The sequence below is a fragment of the Agrococcus sp. HG114 genome (assembly GCF_024723325.1).
Taxonomy (GTDB): Bacteria; Actinomycetota; Actinomycetes; order Actinomycetales; family Microbacteriaceae; genus Agrococcus.
The window spans coordinates 1-1,283 of sequence record NZ_JANQCH010000226.1; the positions used below are offsets into that span (position 1 = coordinate 1).

The window sequence follows — 1,283 nt, forward strand, 5'->3', positions numbered from 1 at the left end:
GGCCCAGCCCGCTGCTCCCGCGGCACCTGCCGCGCCGTCCGCACCGGCCCCGGCGCAGCCCGCGGCGTCCGGCGCGTCGGGCGTCTACGTCACCCCGATCGTGCGCAAGCTCGCGAACGAGCGCGGCGTCGACCTCGCGTCGGTGACCGGCACGGGCGTGGGCGGCCGCATCCGCAAGGAGGACGTGCTGGCCGCCGCCGAGGCGAAGCCGGCCGCCGCGCCGAACGAGGCGGCGCCCGCCGCCGCGGCTCCCGCGCCGGTCGAGGTCTCGCCGCTGCGCGGCACGACCGCGCCGCTCTCCCGCCTCCGCAAGGTCGTCGCCAAGCGCGCGGTCGAGTCGATGCAGACCCTCGCCCAGCTCACCACGGTGGTCGAGGTCGACGTGACGAAGGTCGCGCAGCTGCGCGAGGCGAAGAAGGCCGCGTTCCAGCAGGAGACGGGCCACAAGCTCACCTTCCTGCCGTTCTTCACGCAGGCCGCGGTCGAGGCGCTCACGTCGCACCCGCTCATCAACGCGACGGACGACGGCGAGACGATCACGTACCCGGCGACCGAGAACCTCGCGATGGCCGTCGACACCGAGCGGGGCCTGCTCACGCCGGTCATCCGCGACGCGTCGTCCAAGAGCATCCGCGAGCTCACGGCCGAGATCGCCGATCTCGCCCAGCGCACGCGCGACAACCAGCTCAAGCCCGACGAGCTCGCCGGCGGCACGTTCACGCTCACGAACACCGGCTCGCGCGGCGCGCTCTTCGACACGCCCGTGGTGTTCCAGCCGCAGCGCGCGATCCTCGGGGTCGGCACGGTCGTCAAGCGGCCGGTCGTCGTCACGGTCGACGGGCAGGACTCGATCGCGGTGCGCTCGATGGTGTACCTCGCGCTGTCGTACGACCACCGCATCATCGACGGCGCCGACGCGGCCCGCTACCTGGGCCAGGTCAAGGCGCGGCTCGAGTCGGGCGCGTTCGAGGTCTGAGCCTCAGCCCGACCAGGCGTCGCGCAGCATCCAACCGGCCTCGGTGCTCATCACGAGCACCGAGGCCGGTTCGTCGTCCGAGACCACGCGCAGGAGCCACGCGTCCCCGAGCTGCTGCACGGGCTCGAGCGTGCCGTCGTCGGGCATGCGCCACGGCGACTCCGCCGTGAGCTGCGGGCTCCCGGGCTCGTGCAGGCCGACGAGGCACGCCGCGTCGCCCGCGTCGAGGCACGCCTCGCGCTCGGCGAGCAGCGCGGCGGCGCCCGCGACCGGGTCGCCGCTGCGCGCACCGCGCTCGTCCGTGACC

1 protein-coding gene and 1 pseudogene are annotated in these 1,283 nt (G+C 74.6%); one reads left to right on the forward strand and one right to left on the reverse strand.

The features are described from left to right. Positions 1–976 (forward strand): 2-oxoglutarate dehydrogenase, E2 component, dihydrolipoamide succinyltransferase (gene sucB / locus NWP09_RS12890; protein ID WP_258275896.1); only part of this gene is annotated, 976 nt, incomplete at its 5' end. 3 nt (positions 977–979) lie between these two features. Here the strand turns inward: sucB and NWP09_RS12895 are convergent. After that, positions 980–1,283, reverse strand: a pseudogene (locus NWP09_RS12895) (hypothetical protein); the annotation flags it as partial.